This window comes from Streptomyces sp. NPDC001450, assembly GCF_053597295.1.
In genome coordinates this window covers 100,538-116,019 of sequence record NZ_JBSFHY010000010.1, presented here as the reverse complement: position 1 = coordinate 116,019, position 15,482 = coordinate 100,538, and the positions used below count along the sequence as shown (strand labels likewise).

The 15,482-nt window shown below is 65.2% G+C and carries 19 protein-coding genes; 13 read left to right on the top strand and 6 right to left on the bottom strand.

Annotated features, from left to right (window positions below):
* Positions 1-29 precede the first annotated feature (29 nt).
* Both ACWC5O_RS13605 and ACWC5O_RS13600 read right to left on the bottom strand, forming a co-directional pair.
* Positions 30-1,415, bottom strand: coding sequence for a YDG/SRA domain-containing protein (locus ACWC5O_RS13605; RefSeq protein ID WP_450580851.1), 1,386 nt, complete (start codon positions 1,413-1,415; stop codon positions 30-32).
* 129 nt (positions 1,416-1,544) lie between these two features.
* Complete coding sequence (locus ACWC5O_RS13600; protein ID WP_450580850.1) at positions 1,545-1,916, bottom strand: GIY-YIG nuclease family protein; 372 nt, start codon at positions 1,914-1,916, stop codon at positions 1,545-1,547.
* A gap of 456 nt (positions 1,917-2,372) precedes the next feature.
* Here ACWC5O_RS13600 and ACWC5O_RS13595 point away from each other — a divergent pair, with 456 nt between their 5' ends.
* Positions 2,373-3,968: a PD-(D/E)XK nuclease family protein gene (locus tag ACWC5O_RS13595; RefSeq protein WP_450580849.1), complete on the top strand. Its 1,596-nt coding sequence runs from the start codon at positions 2,373-2,375 to the stop codon at positions 3,966-3,968.
* A 391-nt stretch (positions 3,969-4,359) separates the two neighbouring features.
* Here ACWC5O_RS13595 and ACWC5O_RS13590 read toward each other — a convergent pair whose 3' ends face one another.
* The 4 genes from ACWC5O_RS13590 to ACWC5O_RS13575 form a co-directional block, all read right to left on the bottom strand.
* Positions 4,360-4,827, bottom strand: a complete 468-nt coding sequence (locus ACWC5O_RS13590) for a hypothetical protein (protein ID WP_450580848.1) — start codon at positions 4,825-4,827, stop codon at positions 4,360-4,362.
* Positions 4,828-4,901: 74 nt separating this feature from the next.
* Positions 4,902-5,846 (bottom strand): ImmA/IrrE family metallo-endopeptidase, encoded by a 945-nt coding sequence (locus ACWC5O_RS13585; protein WP_450581095.1) that lies wholly within the window; start codon positions 5,844-5,846, stop codon positions 4,902-4,904.
* Between the two features lie 844 nt (positions 5,847-6,690).
* Positions 6,691-7,929 carry a helix-turn-helix domain-containing protein gene (locus ACWC5O_RS13580; protein WP_450580847.1) on the bottom strand — a complete coding sequence of 413 codons (1,239 nt, stop codon included), beginning with the start codon at positions 7,927-7,929 and terminating at the stop codon, positions 6,691-6,693.
* Positions 7,926-8,246 (bottom strand): putative quinol monooxygenase, encoded by a 321-nt coding sequence (locus tag ACWC5O_RS13575; protein WP_450580846.1) that lies wholly within the window; start codon positions 8,244-8,246, stop codon positions 7,926-7,928. Before ACWC5O_RS13575 ends, ACWC5O_RS13580 begins: the two co-directional genes overlap by 4 nt.
* A gap of 190 nt (positions 8,247-8,436) precedes the next feature.
* Between ACWC5O_RS13575 and ACWC5O_RS13570 the strand changes: the two genes are divergently transcribed.
* The 12 genes from ACWC5O_RS13570 to ACWC5O_RS13515 all read left to right on the top strand — a co-directional run bounded on the left by ACWC5O_RS13570 (position 8,437) and on the right by ACWC5O_RS13515 (position 15,334).
* On the top strand, positions 8,437-8,793 hold the full coding sequence (locus ACWC5O_RS13570; protein ID WP_450580845.1) for an SCO3933 family regulatory protein: 357 nt from the start codon (positions 8,437-8,439) through the stop codon (positions 8,791-8,793).
* A gap of 2 nt (positions 8,794-8,795) precedes the next feature.
* Positions 8,796-10,151 (top strand): FtsK/SpoIIIE domain-containing protein, encoded by a 1,356-nt coding sequence (locus ACWC5O_RS13565; RefSeq protein ID WP_450580844.1) that lies wholly within the window; start codon positions 8,796-8,798, stop codon positions 10,149-10,151.
* Between the two features lie 83 nt (positions 10,152-10,234).
* On the top strand, positions 10,235-10,441 hold the full coding sequence (locus ACWC5O_RS13560; RefSeq protein WP_450580843.1) for a hypothetical protein: 207 nt from the start codon (positions 10,235-10,237) through the stop codon (positions 10,439-10,441).
* On the top strand, positions 10,438-10,629 hold the full coding sequence (locus ACWC5O_RS13555) for a hypothetical protein (RefSeq protein ID WP_450580842.1): 192 nt from the start codon (positions 10,438-10,440) through the stop codon (positions 10,627-10,629). Before ACWC5O_RS13560 ends, ACWC5O_RS13555 begins: the two co-directional genes overlap by 4 nt.
* A gap of 75 nt (positions 10,630-10,704) precedes the next feature.
* Positions 10,705-11,388 carry a DUF2637 domain-containing protein gene (locus ACWC5O_RS13550; protein WP_450580841.1) on the top strand — a complete coding sequence of 228 codons (684 nt, stop codon included), beginning with the start codon at positions 10,705-10,707 and terminating at the stop codon, positions 11,386-11,388.
* An 18-nt stretch (positions 11,389-11,406) separates the two neighbouring features.
* The gene (locus ACWC5O_RS13545; protein ID WP_030610028.1) at positions 11,407-11,598 is read left to right on the top strand and encodes a mobile element transfer protein; all 192 of its coding nucleotides are present in this window, start codon (positions 11,407-11,409) and stop codon (positions 11,596-11,598) included.
* A gap of 12 nt (positions 11,599-11,610) precedes the next feature.
* On the top strand, positions 11,611-11,766 hold the full coding sequence (locus tag ACWC5O_RS13540; protein ID WP_103838579.1) for a hypothetical protein: 156 nt from the start codon (positions 11,611-11,613) through the stop codon (positions 11,764-11,766).
* 23 nt (positions 11,767-11,789) lie between these two features.
* The gene (locus ACWC5O_RS13535) at positions 11,790-12,107 is read left to right on the top strand and encodes a SpdD-like protein (protein ID WP_450580840.1); all 318 of its coding nucleotides are present in this window, start codon (positions 11,790-11,792) and stop codon (positions 12,105-12,107) included.
* Between the two features lie 90 nt (positions 12,108-12,197).
* Positions 12,198-12,377 carry a hypothetical protein gene (locus tag ACWC5O_RS13530; RefSeq protein WP_450580839.1) on the top strand — a complete coding sequence of 60 codons (180 nt, stop codon included), beginning with the start codon at positions 12,198-12,200 and terminating at the stop codon, positions 12,375-12,377.
* A 4-nt stretch (positions 12,378-12,381) separates the two neighbouring features.
* The gene (gene repSA / locus ACWC5O_RS13525; protein WP_450580838.1) at positions 12,382-13,779 is read left to right on the top strand and encodes a replication initiator protein RepSA; all 1,398 of its coding nucleotides are present in this window, start codon (positions 12,382-12,384) and stop codon (positions 13,777-13,779) included.
* 11 nt (positions 13,780-13,790) lie between these two features.
* Positions 13,791-13,964 (top strand): helix-turn-helix transcriptional regulator, encoded by a 174-nt coding sequence (locus ACWC5O_RS13520; RefSeq protein WP_161173248.1) that lies wholly within the window; start codon positions 13,791-13,793, stop codon positions 13,962-13,964.
* Positions 13,961-15,334: a tyrosine-type recombinase/integrase gene (locus ACWC5O_RS13515; RefSeq protein ID WP_450580837.1), complete on the top strand. Its 1,374-nt coding sequence runs from the start codon at positions 13,961-13,963 to the stop codon at positions 15,332-15,334. The genes ACWC5O_RS13520 and ACWC5O_RS13515 overlap by 4 nt, the downstream gene beginning before the upstream one ends.
* The last annotated feature ends 148 nt before the right edge of the window (positions 15,335-15,482 follow it).

Below are 15,482 nucleotides of genomic sequence, written 5' to 3'. Positions count from 1 at the left end.
GACCGCCTGCCAACCTCCTGTGATGCGTCTCATGGTGCTGTGGCGGGAAGCTGAGCGTGGCGCGTGCGATGGTAGGCGAGGTATTCGCGGCCGATTTGGTGGTTTGTGCCCTCGCGGAGTCGTTCTCGGTGGGATCCGCCAGTGCGGCTGGTGATCGTCAAATCGTCGCCAATGGTCAGCATGCCGAGGTCAAAGAGCACGTGGTGGTTGGGACACAAGCACAAAACGTTGGCCGTGATGTCGGGGCCGGCATGGGGGCGGCCAAGAGGCTTGATGTGGGCGGCTTCGGCGTAGGCCCCGGTTGGGGTAGCCAAACGAATATCGCAGACCTGGCAGGTGTAGTCATGGGCGCGCTTGACGAAGTCCGCGACCGCGGTGCTACGTACGATGCGCTGGGTGGTGATCCTGGTACGTGTCGGGGCTTGTTGTCCCTCCGGCTGACGCGGTGCCGGCATGGTCGGCTGTGGTGCCACCGCTGTCTGGGGAAGCTGGGTGAGCCGGTAGCGCCAGACCAGATAGCCGGAGCGTCCGCGCTCGGACCAATAGTCCTCGACGCGGAACAGTCCGTCGTAGCGCAATCCAGTCGTTGGTGAGTACTCTGGCTCGCCGCCGGCTCCACGCACTACGCGCACTGGTGCCCCAGTGGTCAGACTCGTGACCAAGGCAGCATTTCCACGGATGAGTTCCTGGTCACGGACCTGTCGGCCGGTGTCGGGGTCACGTCCGCCTTGGCCGGTGTAGACGATCACATCACCGTAGTCCTCGTCGTCCTCGTAACCACCCGAGACCACGATGGATTCCGCGCCCTGTTCCGCGGTGCCGCAGATGCCCGCCTGGTTGGGGCGATGAACAAGCGCGGCTGCTAGCGCTCGTCGGTCTGCAAAGGGCTGGCCCACGTCTACGCCAGGCACAGCTCCGAACCCGTCGAAAACTGGGTCGGTCAGTCGGCAGTCCCGCAACAGCAGTGAGGGATCTTCACCGTCGAAGAAGCAGAGCAGAAGCGCGTCAACCACTCTTTGGCGCGCCGCTGGATCCGCAGCCGTGATGGCGTAGACCTCATTGCGCAAGCCACCGCGTGGGTTCTGCGTAGTGAGCCACTGCCGTAGCTTTGAACCACGCGCCTGCGGCACCTCGCCGCTCACACCGTCAAGCTCCCACAGCGGGGATCGACTGAGGGCCACGAACGGGTACTCCGGCGAGGGATCCGAACCCGGGCGGCCGTACTTGCTCAACAGATGGCGCAACTCCCTGCGCGCATCGGCCCATGGCACCAACCGCGGGTGCCCGGCCGCGGCACGCCCGAGCCCCCACAGCAGCGTGATCGGCTGATGCCGCGCCGGCAGCCCCGTGGAATGATCCACCCGCAGCGCCTCAACCGCAGCACAGAGCTCCTCCACGCCGTCTTGCTGCAGCACAACGCCCCCTTCTGGTCGTGATCAAATAACGCTGAGTCTGACTGTAGAGGGCACTAACGACACTACGACTGCTCCCCATAGCTCGGGGTAGACGAAAAGATCGGATCCGCCGGAACCCCATCCGACGGCCTATGAGCTGATCGGCAGTTCCCGGGCCCGCTCACGTGCTTGGGCCCGTATCTCTTTCAGGCGGCCGTGGAACGCGTTGTGGCGGTTCTGGTCGAGGTTCAGCGGGAGGTCGAGCTCGGTGATGAGCTGTGACTCCAAGGCCCACGGCCCCTTCTGCTCGACCCAGCACACTCGCGCGTTGTCCGCCATCCACTGGCTCAAGGCGGCTTCGCCGGCCTTGCCGAAGGTCATCCGCTTACCGCTGCCCACACGACGCAGCTCAAGTCCGAGCAGGCACCCAAGGGTGAGCCGCAGGGTCGAGCCGGCCGCATTGCCCCGGTAGTGGTAGCGCACTCGCTTGCGCAGGTTCTGGGTACTGGTCCGGTTCGCCATGTACCGCGGGGCTATACCGACGTAGAGCAGGCGCCCGGCGTCCAAGTCCGGGTGGGGCCGTTCCTTGAAATGCCACCCGTAGACCCCTGCGGTTGCAGGGACAGGGCTCGGGCGCGCCAAGACCTCCTGCGCTGACCACAACCGGTCGGGACTGACGAGAGCGGTAGCTTCCACGGAACCTCCAGGCGTGCCACGGCTGATCGTCGCAGGCTACTGGTCGACGCTGACAGAAGGTTTCTCGACTGCGCAGCTTCGTGACATCACTTGGATTCCTGCCACCTCCCCGGCCCACGGTGTCCCGGTACCACCAGCGGCGGGCCGATCAGTGCGGCCGGGGTGCCGGCTTCGGCGCACTCGCCACTCACTTGTGATCAGTGACACACAACAGGGTTCTCCGCCTGTCATACTTGCCTACTCTGTGACATTCATCGTGACGTTGCGCAGCTAGGGGGCGGGATGGCAGCGCCGGGTGTGGGGCCGAGGTTCAGCGGGCAGTCGGACCTACTTCGCGTGAGTGCGTCAGATGTGCAAGGGCTGCCTCATGGATGTGGCTTGCATGGAGCGCTGAAGGTGCGTCCCAAGCTCAAGCCAACAGACTGGGCGCGCAGACGGGACGACGCGCAGATATTTGTGCTCGGTATTGTCCGCGACGTAAGCCTGAGGCTGCACGATCCTCTGAGATCTTCCGACTGGGAAGCACTTAATAGGCTGGTGCAGATCGAGTTGGCTCAGTATCAGTTGCACGCAGGAGACAAAAATTACATAGTCCACGCTATTGAGAATTACCTCAACTGCCACGAGTTGTCAGAATCTGAACTGGGGATTCTCAGGCTCCGAGTGTGTGACCCAATGGTTGTCCCAGACGCCAGTGTCCCGTCAAATCAGCTGACAGTCTGGGCACCCGTATACGACAGCGAATCTGGCGTCCGAGAAGTTCGTAAGCTCCGTTTCGGTCAGGCTCGCCCAGTAGCAAAGGATGTTGAGAACTGGGCGATCACGGCGGCGCACATTGCGGGGCTGTTTCGGCCGCGAGGGCATGTGGAGCGGATTCGCGTTGTGGAAGTTGGCCTTGGCGACGGATCCATGGAGACCCTTTTCGATGGCAGCCCTTCTATGGCAGAGTCGCTGTATGCCGCTAAGGTCTTTCCGGTAGTGAGTAAGATCGTCACATCGAATAGGCCAACTCCGGGGAATAGCTGCGGGCGATGCAAAATTGCAGGGTGCTGCTCTTCCCTGGAGAAGCTTGACGGGTTTCTTGGACAGCCCCATAAAGGGCTAGCTACCCGCTCAGTCAGTGCGCGTGACCTAGAGGTCTACGAAAAGTGCCCCGCCCAATGGTACCTGACTTCCAATAACTTGCCGTCGGGATCGAGTGCGCCCCCTTCCTCGGAGCGGGGCAGAGTTATTCATGAGTGGCTGGCTCGAGCTCACATGAGCGCACGTAAGTGTGATCCAAGTGATCTCGATGCAATTGACGAAAACTTTCCTCCTGGTCTCGATGAAGGTGATTACCTGGACTCGCGTGAATATGTTACGCAACATGCTGCTATATGCCCGCTTGGAGAAGGGGCGCGAGTAATCGGGAGTGAGGTATCGGTATACGGATATGACGCGCAGGCGGATGTTGTAGTTGTCAGCAAGCCTGACTTGCTGTACGTGGATTCTGATGACACTTTCGTGATCAGAGAAACCAAGACGACTACCTTGAGTCTGCCGGGGGATGCACAGGAAGCATTTGACAGGTTCTTCGCTGTGCCTTGGCTTCTTAACTTGATCGGTAGTGGGTACCGGGGCCCCTACAAGAGCAACAAAGCGCGGCTTGAGCTGGAAGTTCTAGCTTCAGAGGACAGTCGTGTGTTCTCTTGGGATCTTGGCGATGCCCGACTACTGCGCATGGCAAAGGCCGAAGTGCGCCTGCGCGCCAAGAAGTGGCATCGGGATACGACCTGGAATAGCGCTCCTGGCGAGCACTGCCGGTGGTGTCCCGTCCGTAGCTGGTGTTCCGATGCGACCGCGGATGAGGCCGATGATGACCAGCTTCGCATCCCGTGACTCCTTCGGCAGTCCAGAGCGTCTGGTGAGCCGGAGGCGTGTGCATCCACTCGGTGCGGCGGCTACCCTAGGAACGATGCTCTGACGCCTCGTCGGCGCACATCGGAAGTCGCCGGAGGGGGAGTTGGACGATCTGGAGCGCCCCTCTCCGAAGGGGATGGCCCTTCGGCGGCCGAGCCTCCAGCCGAGGACGCAGGCGCGTGTCCGCACCTCAACTTCCCCTGCTCCGCCGCGGCGCCATGTGGATGTGTTCCGGGCATGGGCGGACACAGGGCTGCTCTGCGCGCTCGCTCGCAGGCCGGTCCTGTTCGACAAGATCTTGGATCTCTACGGGGCATCTCTCGTGGTAACTCAGGCAGTTGCCGCGGAGATCAGGCGGCTCTCGAGGACATCAGAAGCGCAGCGTACGCCCCAGACGCGATTGTTGTGCAGCGGTGCCGATACCGTCGTCCGATACCTCGACGATGGGCAGATCGCGGAATGCCCCCTTCCGACTGGGTCGGACACGTTCAACACATTCGACAAACTCGACCAGGTGCTCAGGCAGTTGCGAGGAATCGATGCTGCCGCAGCTGAACGTGCCGGCAGGACCATGGATGCTGTGGCCTCTGCGCACAAGCATGCCGGAGAGACACACAGCATTGTCTGTGCCGCGCGAATTGTAGAGCTCGGGGGTAAGACCGTGCTCCTTACGAATGACGGGGGCGCGATCACAGTCGCGGAGAGTCACGGTGTCCCCTGCAAGGATCTCGGACAGCTCCTGGCCGAGCTCGGGTGCGAAGCCGATCCGGTGGACGCTGCGGATCTGTTCAACAGCTTCAACGAGGTGACACGGACATTCGCTACTGTGCCTGCGCATCGCCAGCCGACTGACGCCAGCGCTTTCCGCTGCTTGAAGCGCGGCGATGCATGCAGACTCTGTGGTTGACCAAGTTATCCGATCACTCGCTGGTCCATATCCCACCCGGCCGCGCTCAGCTGCAAGCGAGCATCCTCGACAGAACCATCAGCGATGACGTCTGCAACAGCCTGCAAACTCACTAGTTGCTCAGCGAAAGCATCGAGGACCTGTTGGGATAGCCGTTCCGAAGGGAAGCTCTCTCCTCGGGTTGAATTCAACTCATCCCACGCGGCAGAATTTCCTGAAATGCGCATCAGTTCGCCGACCTGGGTTGTCCGGCAAAACTCTATGAGCGATGTTTCGATGTCATCTTCAGCAATCTCGCCAAGCGCAATCATCGTGGCGTCGCGACTTACTCCGTAAGTCAAAACAATGTCTGCGACTAGTGCAGCAGCTTGAGTCTTGGTGGAAATTGTTCCGTGCTGTTCTAGCCTGCCCAAAAGTGCTTCTTCTGGCAGTAGGAAGTTTCGCGCAAAGGAGTTTGCAATCCTTTCTGGGCGCAAGTCTTGCATTTTTGCGCGGTCCACGATCACCTGGCCGGGATCATTTTGCAGAACGTGACAGAGTTCGTGAGCCAAAGTGAAACGCTGTCTCGACCAAACGTCATTTGAGTTGATTACTACGACCCAAGAAACACGGTCTCCCCATTTTTCAGGGATTGAGATCCCGTGGACCTGGTCTGGTAGCTTCCTGTACTCGACAGGGACGCCGAGGCTCTCAACTAGACCTGTTAGGTCCTCTACTGGCTCAGTCTCACTGAAGTCTAGATAGGCCCTCAGACGCGCGGCAGTTCTCTCGCCGGCGTAGCGGTCATGCCAAAGTTTCGATGGGGCGAAGCTTGCCACGTCTATGACCGGTTGAGTGCAACCCCACTCGCGTGTCAGACGATCCGTAGCTAGCAATTGAGTAGCGTGAGAAACAACATCGCTAACGTCGTGAACTCCCTCAACGGTTCCAAGCCGGAGGCTTACTCCCATTGATGGTTCGTCGCCTTGAAGTAGCAAGCCGGGAGCGACTCTGAAAAAAGCGCTCAACAAAGTCGCTTCGTATGCGGAAGGAAGGCGGGAACCAGAAGTCAAAGCTGTGTATGATTCCTTGGACCCTAGTAGGTCAAGCAGGGTTTCCGGTGTTACGCCTTCACGCGCGACTAGCGTATTTAGGGTGTGCTTGAAACGCTCTTCGCGCGTGCTGGTTGCTGCCATCATCACCCCTTCCGCCGTGCCCTCAGCCGCAGCCGCCCCATCTACTACCCAGTGTGGCAGATGCCTTGTACTCGCACAGGCAGCTGCGCTGGTCTGCGGACTTGATACAGCTAAGACTAGTGCCCACCACTGACAGTGGCTCTGCCAGGGACGTGCTGTGACTGTATGGAAACTGCACGCTGGCAGCGGTATGAGCCGTCCTGACCCGTGCTGTGTGGGACGGGGCGTGATCGTGCCGCCGTATGTTGACCAGAGATGGCGTGCGCCGAGCAGCGCGGTTGGCGGAGCGGCTTTGGGCTGGAGCTGCTTTGGGGCGAGTGATCATGGCCCCTTAAGCTTCCGGCGAGTCGGGCAGTCTGTGGACCTGCCCGTTAAAGCACGACGTTGGGGCCATGATCTTAGAGGCTCGCCCCAAAGTGGCTGCCTAAAGCCGTGGAGCCGACCGCCCCAGCCACAGAGGGCGTCTCCCACTTCATGCCCGCAGCCGCCGAGCGCGCCGCCGGGCGCGGCCAGCCGGGGCGGAGACAGGAGGCAGGTCGCGCCGCAGAGGCGGCGCGCGCCCGCGCCGTGCGCGGGCCTTGATGATGTAGGGAAAGTTCCACCGCGAGGCTTTGGGCGCCTAGATGACAGCGCTCCGCTCGGCCAAGTTGCGCAGCGACTCGGGGATGCGTGGGTCTGAGAGTTGGATCAAATCGCGGATGACCTCGCGAGCCAAGTGGTGGTCGTGGATCTGCTCGGGTGCCAGGGCCTCGGCTTCCAGGAGTGCGGCTGTGGCCTCGCCGACGTGTCGCCGCTGCGCGTGTGCTCGCGCCACGTCAAGCAGGAAACGCGACTGCCGCTCAGGCGAGAGACCGGATGCGTCAACCTGCTGAGCCACCTCTAGGGCAAGCCCGGCGTCTCCCAACTCCACGGCCGTACTCACGGCGTGGATCTCCACGTTCGTCGGTCCGAACTCCGTATCGAAGTCGTTGCGGTCCCCGCCCAACCGCGCTGCGATTACTCGCGCGCGATCGATGTGTTCATGGGTCCGCGCTCGGTTGCCCTCCCTAGCGTTGATGACTGCGAGGACGAGGTTCATGGCACCGAACAGCGACAGCTCTTCCGGCGGGCACGCCGGGGCCTCCGTTCTCGGACCCATGACAGCTGCAGCAGATTGCGCTGCCTGCTCGGCCTGGTCCATGTGCTGTTGCCGCATGAAGGCGTGAGCCATTCGGAACAGACTCGCGACGACTTCCAACGGCTGCCCTGCAAGTTCGGCTGCCTGTAGCGCTCGGTCGGCTGCGATCCACGCCGCATCTGCCTGATCTTGCCGAGTGAAGCTGGCTGCGGCCACCTGGTAGGCCTTGGCGCGTAGGGCGTGGAGTTCTACACGTTCGGCCGCCGGCGCATGGCGAACTGCGGCTTCGATGCTCGGGAGAAGCTTGGCGAGATGATCACTCAGTGCTGCATAGCTCGATGCGTGCACGAGAGTCCACGCCTCTTCTACTTTCTCACGGAAGTCGGTGAGCGAAGGAGTCGGTTCGGCCGGCGGTTGCTGGAAGAGACTGCCCAACGCGGGATGACCGGTAAGGGCTACCCGTAGTCCGTCTAGGTCGTTGCTCTTCGTCTGCTCCTCTGGCTCAGCTTCCTCCGCTGGAGCGGCGGCATCCGGCCGTAGGTCGCGCACGGGCACGTTGAGCGCATCGGCGAGAGCTTGAAGGACCGACAGCCGTTCGACGGGTTGTACGCCTCTTTCGACCTGCGACACCCAGCTTTCGGAGCGACCCATCGCGGCGGCAAGGTCACTCTGTGACATGCCTTCGGCGCGGCGTAGCTCCTTGACCCTCTGTCCGACGGTCTTGCTGTCGGAAGTGGTCACTTCTCGGCTCCGTCGGGGTACTTGCCGGCGTACGGCTGGAGGCGGTCGACCTCAGTCTTCTCGACGTACTTGGAGCGCTCGGCCAGGAAGTGGCGCGTGTGAGGCTGACGCTCGTGCTCCTCGAAGGCGGCACGATCGGCGTACAGCTCGAAGAAGACCCGCTCATTGGGTGCGCCCTCGACTTCATGGCACGCATAGACGAGCGTGCCAGGTTCGTGCGCCTGGATCCCCGCGGCGGTCTCTCGGATCAGTGCGTCAAACGCTTCGCCTGCCCCGTCGCGCAGTGTGAAGCGGACAAACAGTCCATAGTTGGCCATTCCTGCCTCCTTCTCGTCGCACTCAGTGTCGCAGACTCGGAGTTCTCCTACTAGTCGCAGTTTTTCTGTTGACTCGCAGTTTTCCTGCGAGTAGCTTCGATGGTGTCGCAACAGCAAGCTGCCCCGGTCTGCGTGCCATCCGCCAAGATCACAACGCAGCCCGGGGCTCATCCCAAAGGGAGACTCCATCATGCGTCAGATTCCTGTCGACACGAACGGCGCGACCTTGATGGTCGCTCAGCCCCCGCAGACGAAGATGCGCGACAAGCGCAACGGCGTCATCGCCACCGACACCGACACCGGCCACACGCTCGTGACCGTGGACGTGCTGTTCGTGATGAACGGCAGTGCGGAGGTCATCACGGTGACCGTGGCAGAGCCGGACATCTCCGGTGAGCTGGCCATGGGTACCCCGATCGCCCTGACCGGGTTGGTCGCCCGGCCGTGGGAGAACGAGTTCAACGGCCAGAAGCGGCACGGGATCAGCTTCCGTGCGGTCGCCGTGACCTCGCTCGCCGCCGGCGCCTCGAAGCCGAAGGCAGCCTGACCATGGCCTGGTTAACGGTCGCCCTGGTGCTGGTCGTCGCCGCTGCGGGTCTCCTGCGGTGGCGGCGCCCCGCCTGGTACTGGCTCACCTTCGGCATCGCCCTGGCGACTCTCCGGGTCCTGTTCCGCTACGCGTCCGTGATGGACGCCTGCGGCCTGACGGTCCCGCCCTCGCGCTGGCGCCTTGCCCTGGCTCGGGCCACGAACCGACCGGTTCCCGGTCCCCGCGCCCCGCGCATCCTTCGCCTGCGACCCACCCGGACTGGCCTGGTGCTTCGGCTCCAGCTCCGTCCTGGTCAGGACGCCTTCGACGTGGCGGCCTCGTGTGACCGGCTGCGGCACTCGTTCGCCATGTTCGGTGTCACGTCGCGGGAACTGCGCTCCGGCGTGGTCGAGATGCGGATGACCGGCTATGACGTACTCAAACGGGTGCAGATGCCGGCCAAGACCGACGCCCGCCCGATGCGGGTCCCGGTCGCCCTACGAGAAGACGGAGCCGTGCACTACCGCGACTACCGCGCGGTTCCGCATGCGCTCACGCTCGGCGCCACCGAGTCCGGCAAGTCCGTCTATCAGCGCAACCTCGTGGCCGCTCTCGCCCCACACCGGGTCGCACTGGTCGGCATCGACTGCAAGCAGGGTGTGGAGCTGTTCCCGCTGGCCCGCCGGTTCTCCGCGCTGGCCGACAACCAGGACACCGCCGCCGAACTCCTCGACGCACTCGTGTCCCACATGCAGGACGTCTACCAGACCATCCGCGCCGAACAGCGGATCACCGCTGACGTGCCGGACGCTGAGATAGCCGCCGACATCTGGGACCTGCCGGAAGACCTCCGCCCGGTGCCCATCGTGGTTCTGGTCGACGAGGTCGCCGAACTCGCCCTGTTCGCCACCAAGGAGGAAGAGAAGCGGCGGGACCGGATCATCACCGCGCTCGCCCGGCTCGCCCAGCTCGGCCGTGCCGCCGGCATCTACCTGGAGATCTGCGGTCAGCGCTTCGGTTCCGAACTCGGCAAGGGCATCACCATGCTCCGCGCCCAGCTCACCGGCCGGACCGCCCACCGCGTCAACGACGAGTCCTCGGCGAACATGGCCTTCGGTGACATCGCCCCGGACGCCGTCCTCGCCGCGATCCAGATCCCCACCGATATGCCCGGCGTCGCCATCACGGGTGACTCGACCGGCGGCTGGGCCCGTATCCGCGCCCCGCACACCTCGCTGCGCCAGGCCGTGAACACCTGCAACCGGCACGCCGATCTGGCCCCGGACCTGCCTGCCCTGGCCCCCTTCCGGCCCCTGCTCGGTGTCCCGAATCCCGTTCACGCCCCGGCCGTCGAGTCCATCCCGGCCACGGCCTGATCCCTCCCGCTCCACGGTTGACGCGACCGCCTTCGCGTCAGGTCCCTACCCGAACCATGCCCGAAGAAGGGAGATCGCCTGCCATGTGCCCCGACTGCGAGGACTTCACCCGCACCGTGGTGATGCTCGGCGACCTGGCCCTGTACGCCGACAGGACCGGCGCTGACCAGGACTTCATCGACACCGTGGGCCCGTGCCTGGCGGCATCGCTGCCCGAGCCGCCGCCCGGCACCTTCCCGCCCGGCTACGACCCGAACGACGGCCCCGAGTACCCCGGCGAGGGGTGGTGACCGTGCCGACCGCGAAGAAGCCCGCCGCCCGCCGCAAGCCCCGGCCCAAGCCGTGCCCCGACTGCAACGGCACCGGCGAGATCACGGAAACCGTCCGGGTTGGCGCCCGTAAGGGCCGTGCCACCGACGACCGGCAGACCGGACTGTGCCTGACCTGCTGGGGATCCGGCGAAGCGACCACCGACTGAACCCCTGCCGGGGCTGGGCGGACGGACCTCGATCCCCGCCCCGCCCCGGCCCAACCCGCAAAGGGAGGTGACGACATGACCCGCTCGATCCGCCCGGACGCGGTCCTCGTACAGGCCGTGATCGCCGGCGCTCTGTCCTTCGCCCACCTTCACGACCTGGCCTCCGCCGCCGGGCAGTCCGGCTGGAAGGCATGGGCCTACCCGATCAGCGTCGACCTGCTCTTGGTCGCCGCCTGGCGTCGGCTGCGCAACAGCGGCCCGTCCCGGCTGGCCTGGTGCTGGTTCCTGATCGCCCTGTTCGCCTCGCTCGGCGCCAACGTCGCCACCGCTGGCTTCCTCGACCTGGCCAACCCGCCCGCGCTGCTCCGCCTCGGCATCGCCGGATGGCCCGCGCTCGCCTTCCTCGGCGGCACCCTGCTCGCCCACTCGACCGGCGACCCGACACCGGTAACGGCGCCTCCTGCCCCGGCCACCGAGCCGGCCCCCGAGCCCGACGCCGAACCGGAGTCCGCTCCGGAGGCGGTAGCCGCCGACGGTGACACCCGGGCGCTACCCGCCGCCGACCCGGCCCCCGCCCCCGCTTCGACTCCCGCTCCCGCCCCCGAGGTGGCGGTCCCGGCTCCGCTGGTCGCTCACGCGCGCAAGGTCGCCGCCGACCACGAGGCCCGTACCGGCTCCCCGATCGACACCGACACCCTGCGCGCCCGTCTCGGCGTCCCCGCACCCATGGCCGACGCCATCGCCGCCCAACTCGCCTGATCAGAAAGAGGTTCAGCAATGCCCATGCGCGACTTCTTCCACTCCGTGATGCAGATCGGCCCGGTGCAGATCGGTACCCATCGCGACCGCCACGGCCAGACCAAGCACGCCGCCGTTTGCACCTCCGACGACTGCGGCTGGTCCGCCGACTACTCCAGCCAGTCCGCCGCCCAGCTCGCCGCCCGCACCCACCGCTGCCGCGTCCGCTAGGAGTCCACCGCCATGCAGGTCCCGCTCTGGTTCGCGCTGCTCGTCGTCGGCTACCTCGGCGTCAAGCTCATCCGCCCGCCGGCCTGGCTCATCGCCGTGCTCCTGCTCGGCGGCTTCCTCCTCGCCGACAGCGTCCTGGCTCCCGCCATCAACGGCCTGATCAAGTAACCCCCTCGGAAGGGAGTTCCACCATGCTCCGCCCGAAGATCCCCACCATGCCCACCCCGACCGGGCACGTCACCCCGCCCGCCGTCATCGAGCCGACCGCCATCGTTCCCAGCGTCCAGACCCCGTCGGCCACCCCGACGGCCCCGGCACCGTCCCGCCCGGTGGTGCAGCTCACCCCCGGCACCGTGGTCGCCCTCGTCGGCGGCGGCACCGCAGTCGTCCTGGTTGTCGGCGCCGTCCTCGTCTCCATGCTCCTGGCGGTCGCCATCACCGGCGCCTCGGTCGCCGTCGTCGCCCTCGTCGTGCGCTCGTTGCTCGCCGCCGAGACCAAGCGGCGCTGACCGGCCCCCGGAGCGGCCTCGGTCGCCAAACTTCCGCCGCTCCGGGCGCCTCCCCTTCCCGATCCACGGACCAGAAAGGCACGGCCCATCATGCCCCAGAGCAACCCGAACATGCCGATCTGCCGCGACTGCGACGGCTTCGCCTCCGTCGCCATCGACGCCGGCTCCCGCCACACCGACGGCACCCGCGTCACCCTCCGCGTCGACTGCCCCACCTGCAAGGGCATCGGCCACACCCGCCCCGCCGCCCTCGTCCGCGCCGGGAGGTGACCGCGTGACCGACACCGCGATCTTCGCGGGCCTGGACTCGATCACCCTGGGGGACCTCCTCAGGGTGACCGGCCTCCCCGGCTTCCACCGCTGGCAAGACCAGATCAAACGCACCGGTGGCTGTGCCGACCCGATCCACCTGCGCGGCTGGGTTGTCCACAAGGACAAGGTCACCGGCGAGACTCTGCACCGCTACAGCACCGAGAGCGAGCCGGGTGGACGGCTCCGTGTGGCCTGTGGCAACCGCCGCGCTTCTCGCTGTCCCGCCTGCGCCTGGACCTACGCTGGCGACACGTACCACCTGGTCCGTGCCGGGCTCGCTGGTAACCCAGACAAGGACATCCCCGCCACCGTCCGCGACCACCCGCGGGTGTTCGCCACCTTCACCGCCCCCTCGTTCGGCCCGGTCCACAACCGGCCTGACCATGGCGTCTGCCGCTGCGGGACACGGCACGCCCCGGACGATTCGGCTCTCGGCACCCCGCTCGATCCGGCCTCGTACGACTACGCGGCTGCCGTGCTCTTCAACAACCACGCCGGGGAACTGTGGGTGCGCTTCGTCAACCGGCTCCGCCGTGAGATCGCCGCACGTGCCGGGCTCACACAGCGCGAACTCGCCGAGGTCTGTCGCGTTTCCTACGGCAAGGTCGCCGAGTTCCAGAAGCGTGGCGCCGTCCATTTCCATGCCGTGATCCGCCTTGACGGACCGGACGGATCCGACTCGCCGCCGCCGTCCTGGGCCAGCACTGACCTGCTCACTGATGCGATTCGGGCTGCTGCCGTGCACCCGTACACCACGATCACGGTGCCACCCAACGAAGAGGCTGGGTACGTCAACGGCTGGCGTCTGCGCTGGGGCCGACAGCTCGATGTCCGCCCGGTGAAGGCGTTCGGCGACGGCTCCGAGATCACCGAAGAAGCCGTGGCCTCTTACGTGGCCAAGTACGCCACCAAAGCGGCCGAGAACACCGGCACCCTCGACCGGCGCATCGGCGAACTCTCCGAACTCGACCGCCACGGCGTCCCCGACCACGCCCGCCGGCTGATCACCGCATGCCGGGACCTGGATGAGTGGTACCCCGACCGCCGGCTGTGGGCCTGGGCTCACATGCTCGGCTTCCGCGGCCACTTCTCGTCCAAGTCCCGGCGCTACTCGACCACGCTCGGAGCCCTCCGCCAGGCACGTGCCGACTTCCGCGCCGCACAGGAACGCGCCGCTCTCGGCATGGACGAACGCGAGCCGGACACCGTCCTCGTCCTCGCCGACTGGCAGTACGCCGGCCACGGCCACACCCCGGGCGAATCCGCCCTCGCCGCCACAATCCGCCGAGATCTCGAACTCAACCGTGAGACCGCCCGCGAAGCCCTCGCCGAACTGCGCCAGGAAGGAGCGTTGACGTGAAAGACGAAATGATGACCGTTCGGGAGGTCTGCACCGAACTCAAGGGCATCTCGCGCCGAACCTTCTACCGCTGGCGCGAGCTGGGCCAAGCGCCGCAAGCCTTCAAGCTGCCCAACGGAGAACTGCGCGTCTGGCGCAGCGACTTCAACGCGTGGCTGAACGCCCGAGAAAGGGCGACCGCGTGAAGTCACTCGATGCGAAGGTCTGGGGCGTTCGTAAGAGGAACACCAAGAAGCCGTCTTACGACGTCAGATGGACCGTTGCCGGGAACGTCTTCTCTGAGCAGTTCCGAACCAAGGGACTCGCAGACCACTACCGGTCCAAGCTCCTGCGTGCCGCCCATGCCGGCGAAGAGTTCGACACGGTCACTGGATTGCCCGATTCGATGATCGAGAGGGCACCCTCCGTCACCTGGTACGACTTCGCACTGAAGTACCTCGCCATGAAGTGGCCGCACGCCGCGCCGAACACGCGCGACGGAATCAACGAATCCCTGACGGCCGTGACGCTTGCCTTGCTCGATGAGCGCCCTGGTCGGCCAGCTGATGAGCTACTGCGGAAGGCGCTTCGTAGCTGGGCATTCGTGCTCCCTGGGCCAGCCGATCGAGAGTTGCCGACCGAGATCGCAAACGCTCTGCACTGGGTGGCCAAGGCGTCGCGGCCGCTTTCGGATCTTGCTGACGCCGCGGTGGCCAGGGCTGTCCTGGACTCGTTCAAGCTCAAACTCGATGGAACCGCGGCCGCGGCCGAAACCGTCCGGCGTAAGCGGCGCACACTCGTGAACGCGATGCATTACGCGGTGGATCTCGGCGAATTCAAAGAGAACCCGATCACAGTCATCCGCTGGAAGAAGCCGAAGGTCGTCAAGGAAGTCGATCCGCGCGTGGTGGCGAACCCTGAGCAAGCTCGCTCTCTGCTCGCAGCGGTCTCATACGCCGGCGGGTACAAGCGAGCGCGCGGCCGTCGGCTCGTCGGTCTGTTCGCCTGCATGTACTACGGCGCTCTGCGGCCGGCCGAAGCAGTCGGATTGACCGAGGCAGACCTGAAGCTCCCGGAAAGCGGCTGGGGAACCGCTCTGCTCAACCGGACTCGCCCCAGCGTGGGCAAGCGGTGGACCGACTCAGGAGAAACGCACGACGATCGCGGGCTCAAGAATCGGCCCGTGGAAGAGGTGCGCCTCGTACCGATCCCGCCTCAGCTGGTCGCCATCCTCCGCGAGCACCTGGCCACGTTCGGCACCGCGGCGGATGGGCGCCTGTTCACCAACGAACGTGGGGGAGTGGTCGGCTCGTCCACGTACTACCGCGTATGGCAGGAAGCGCGGATGCTCGCACTCCCGCCGGCTGTGGTTGCCTCTCCGCTCGCTGCCCGCCCGTACGACCTGCGGCATTCTGCGTTGTCGACGTGGTTGAACGCCGGAGTCGACCCGACCGAGGTTGCCGAACGTGCCGGCAACAGCGTCGAAGTCTTGCTGAGCCGCTACGCCAAGTGCATCGATGGTCGTCAGGAAATCGTCAATCGAAAGATCGAACAGCTCCTGCGTGAGTACGAGTAACTGGCCACCAGACCTTCGCCCCCAGCCTCTCGCGCTGGGGGCTTCGTCGTATCTCGGCCGCGCTTCTTTGGCCGGTGGTTGCTAGCTGCACCTGCCGCGTCCAATTCCATTTCATCAGCGCACGACTGCCCCAGGTGTCCCGTCTGGT

What these genes read in the sequence shown, in the direction of transcription:
- ACWC5O_RS13570 (WP_450580845.1), top strand. Translation starts at nt 8,437, where the DNA reads ATGCGTCAGATTCCTGTCGACACGAACGGCGCGACCTTGATGGTCGCT.
- ACWC5O_RS13600 (WP_450580850.1), bottom strand. Translation starts at nt 1,916, where the DNA reads ATGGCGAACCGGACCAGTACCCAGAACCTGCGCAAGCGAGTGCGCTAC.
- ACWC5O_RS13520 (WP_161173248.1), top strand. Translation starts at nt 13,791, where the DNA reads ATGACCGTTCGGGAGGTCTGCACCGAACTCAAGGGCATCTCGCGCCGA.
- ACWC5O_RS13530 (WP_450580839.1), top strand. Translation starts at nt 12,198, where the DNA reads ATGCCCCAGAGCAACCCGAACATGCCGATCTGCCGCGACTGCGACGGC.
- ACWC5O_RS13550 (WP_450580841.1), top strand. Translation starts at nt 10,705, where the DNA reads ATGACCCGCTCGATCCGCCCGGACGCGGTCCTCGTACAGGCCGTGATC.
- ACWC5O_RS13595 (WP_450580849.1), top strand. Translation starts at nt 2,373, where the DNA reads ATGGCAGCGCCGGGTGTGGGGCCGAGGTTCAGCGGGCAGTCGGACCTA.
- ACWC5O_RS13585 (WP_450581095.1), bottom strand. Translation starts at nt 5,846, where the DNA reads ATGGGAGTAAGCCTCCGGCTTGGAACCGTTGAGGGAGTTCACGACGTT.
- ACWC5O_RS13575 (WP_450580846.1), bottom strand. Translation starts at nt 8,246, where the DNA reads ATGGCCAACTATGGACTGTTTGTCCGCTTCACACTGCGCGACGGGGCA.
- ACWC5O_RS13540 (WP_103838579.1), top strand. Translation starts at nt 11,611, where the DNA reads ATGCAGGTCCCGCTCTGGTTCGCGCTGCTCGTCGTCGGCTACCTCGGC.
- ACWC5O_RS13560 (WP_450580843.1), top strand. Translation starts at nt 10,235, where the DNA reads ATGTGCCCCGACTGCGAGGACTTCACCCGCACCGTGGTGATGCTCGGC.
- ACWC5O_RS13565 (WP_450580844.1), top strand. Translation starts at nt 8,796, where the DNA reads ATGGCCTGGTTAACGGTCGCCCTGGTGCTGGTCGTCGCCGCTGCGGGT.
- ACWC5O_RS13535 (WP_450580840.1), top strand. Translation starts at nt 11,790, where the DNA reads ATGCTCCGCCCGAAGATCCCCACCATGCCCACCCCGACCGGGCACGTC.
- ACWC5O_RS13545 (WP_030610028.1), top strand. Translation starts at nt 11,407, where the DNA reads ATGCCCATGCGCGACTTCTTCCACTCCGTGATGCAGATCGGCCCGGTG.
- ACWC5O_RS13590 (WP_450580848.1), bottom strand. Translation starts at nt 4,827, where the DNA reads ATGCGCAGGCACAGTAGCGAATGTCCGTGTCACCTCGTTGAAGCTGTT.